This is a genomic window from Ureibacillus endophyticus, assembly GCF_003628435.1.
GTDB lineage: Bacteria > Bacillota > Bacilli > Bacillales_A > Planococcaceae > Ureibacillus > Ureibacillus endophyticus.
Genome location: NZ_RBZN01000103.1, coordinates 1 through 2363 on the forward strand (window position 1 = coordinate 1; position 2363 = coordinate 2363).

Consider the following 2363-nt stretch of genomic DNA (forward strand, 5'->3'; position numbering starts at 1 on the left):
TGTATTTTGCAAGATAAAAATGCAGAGAATTGCAATGAAAAATACAGAGTGTTGCCACCCAATATTTTTACTGTTTTCTCGACAACGCATTGGCTAAACGGAAGCTCTGTCCCGTATAAGAAATAATATGGGCATGGTGAATCAAACGATCCACCAGAGCTGCCGTTAAACGTGAATCTGAAAAAATACGATTCCACTGACTAAATTCTAAATTTGACGTGATAATCAAACTCTTCTGTTCGTAAAATTCAGAAATGATTTGAAAAAGTAACTCCGCTCCTTCTTTACCAAATGGAAGATAACCCATTTCATCCAATATCATTAAATCAATTTTCTCTAATTTATTTCGAAATTGCTTTAATTTCCCCACATGTAAAGCCTGTTCCAATTCTTCTACTAAATGCGAAACTCGATAAAAACGTACTTCAAAACCTTGCTCACAAGCTTTTCTACCCAGTGCTGAAGCTAAATGTGTTTTACCAGTTCCAGGCGCCCCTACTAGAATTACATTCTCTTTTCTTCGAATAAAATCGAGCTGCACTAGTTCTTCTTTCGATAGATGACTAGGTAAACAAATATCTTTGTGCCATTCGTAGCCCTCTAATGTTTTCGTATCGATAAATCGGGCATTCTTTAAGTTTCTTGCGATCCTTGCTTGTTCCCGACCATCTTGTTCTTTTAATAAAAGTTGGTAAATATATTCTTCAGGTGTTGTAAATGGAACATCATGTATTGCTTCAGCGATATGAGCTAACCGCAATTGCTTACACAATTGTAAAATGGCATTATTCATGACTTGAAGCCTCCATTCCTTTAGGAGATAGCGCATCATAATCAGTCCATTTTACACCGTAAGGATGTTCTTGATCATCGCTATTTTTTCCAATAAGTTCATAAAAATACTGGTCAATTTCTTTCATATCATGAGTCACTAAAAGAGTGAGTAATTCATTTAGACGCTGTTTCCTTAATGCCAAGGATGGAACTGTTAAATACTCCTTTATACGAGTCGGTAAATAAGGGGTATAACGTGAATGACCAATAACACGAGGCTTTTTTAACCAATCTTTTAAAATATCTTTCCATGGAATGAAACGTCGTTTCTTCATATAAGGTCTTGCATCTGATAATAAAATTTCTCCCTCATTTGTAATCACTTTGAATGAATCCCAATACGTAATGCAATATAACTGCACATAGTTACGCGCTCTAGGCACATGAATAAAATGCTTGTCTAACTTAAACTCATTATACTTATTAAACTTAATCGGAAACTGCTTAAATACTGGATACGGATCTTCTGGTAATTTTATTAATTGCTTTTGCTCTTGCTGCCATAAATCCTCAATGAGTTCTTCTTTTTCATAATGTGGTCGGTCACGATCTTCCTTCAGTTGTTGCTTTAATTGTTCCGTTAAATCTTCAAAGTCTTTTATGACTGGTGGTAAGCTAAAGAAGTTATATCGTACATAGCCTACTTTATTTTCCACATTTCCTTTTTCATTACCTCTGGATGGATTGCACACTTGCACTTTAAAGCCATAATAGTTTTGGAAATGGCGAAATGCTTCTGTTAATTCAGCTTCTGTATCACCTTTGCGTACTTTTTTGACCGCAGGTGTTAAATTGTCAATTCGAATACTAATTGGCACTCCACCAGCTTGCTTAAACAGCTCTTGTAACCCACCTAGGAAACACTCCAAATTTTCTCCAGGCATCGGTATCGCAAAACCAGTATTACTAGCTGGGAACGTCATAACTAAAACATGAACATCGACAATCTCTCCGTCTTGAACAGCCTCCATTACGCCAAAATCTAGTTGCGCTTCACCTTCTGGATGTTGTAATCGCTCATGCCCTTTACTTACTTCATCATCTTCTGTCGCACGCCATTCTTGAATAAAGTTACAGACCGTTCGATACGATCCTTTAAACCCCATCCTTTTTAAATCCGCAACTATTTTTTTATTTGTTCGACGTAGTTTTTTCTTTAGTTTGAGATCTTCTTCAAGCCAGTCTATAACGATTTCTCCCCATTTTTCTTCGTACATCATCCCTTTTTTAATATGCTTTTTTTCTTGAGGTAACTGATCGCCATCACCATACTTTTTGGCGGTACGCCAATTTACATTCATAGTTTCTGCAATTTTAGAAATAGACAATCCTTTTTCATTTCTTAAAGTTTTGATACAATTAATTTCAGACATTGCTAGCATCCTTTCAAACCTCCACTGGTAAAATTCGACACTTTAACAGTAGAGTGACTTGGGGTGGCTGGCAAGTCTATTTTTTTGCACTAAAAAAGTGCTAGACTCTGTACAAATTCGTTGCACTAGTCTGCACTTTTATTATGCAATACACAA

2 protein-coding genes are annotated in these 2363 nt (G+C 36.1%); both read right to left on the reverse strand.

Annotated elements, in window-relative coordinates:
- Window positions 1–67: 67 nt before the first annotated feature.
- Window positions 68–793 carry an IS21-like element helper ATPase IstB gene (gene istB, locus D8M03_RS17455; protein WP_036180664.1) on the reverse strand — a complete coding sequence of 242 codons (726 nt, stop codon included), beginning with the start codon at window positions 791–793 and terminating at the stop codon, window positions 68–70.
- Window positions 786–2216: an IS21 family transposase gene (gene istA, locus D8M03_RS17460; RefSeq protein ID WP_121216048.1), complete on the reverse strand. Its 1431-nt coding sequence runs from the start codon at window positions 2214–2216 to the stop codon at window positions 786–788. The genes istB and istA overlap by 8 nt, the downstream gene beginning before the upstream one ends.
- Window positions 2217–2363: the final 147 nt, after the last annotated feature.

Bases quoted from the DNA above. Each gene is read 5' to 3' on its own strand.
- istB (WP_036180664.1), bottom strand. From the start codon at position 793: ATGAATAATGCCATTTTACAATTGTGTAAGCAATTGCGGTTAGCTCAT.
- istA (WP_121216048.1), bottom strand. From the start codon at position 2,216: ATGCTAGCAATGTCTGAAATTAATTGTATCAAAACTTTAAGAAATGAA.